General features: G+C 37.0%; 1 pseudogene. It reads left to right on the top strand.

Annotated features, from left to right (window positions below):
- A pseudogene (locus tag EII41_RS13895) lies at positions 1–289 on the top strand (IS1380 family transposase); the annotation flags it as partial.

Raw genomic sequence — 289 nt, 5'->3', positions numbered from 1 at the left:
GGATTTTGGGGCTGAAAGTTTTAATTTAAAAGACTTTTATGCAACCGAAGCCGCCTTGATTTTTTCGATGACAGCTTACAATTTAATGTCTCTGTTCCGACTATTTGTTCTTCAAGAAAAAACGCAAAAAACACTATCCACACTACGTTATCGAACTTTTACCATCGGTGCATATTTTGAAAGGGCTGGCGATACGCTCAAACTAAAAATAGCCCTTACTAAAAAACGACGAAAATGGTTCATCGGACTATGGGATTTCCCCATAAATCTAAACCAAAAAGTTCCTATC

The sequence above is a fragment of the Tannerella forsythia genome (assembly GCF_003860135.1).
GTDB classification, from domain to species: Bacteria; Bacteroidota; Bacteroidia; order Bacteroidales; family Tannerellaceae; genus Tannerella; species Tannerella forsythia_A.
This window is presented reverse-complemented; position numbering and strand designations above follow the sequence as displayed.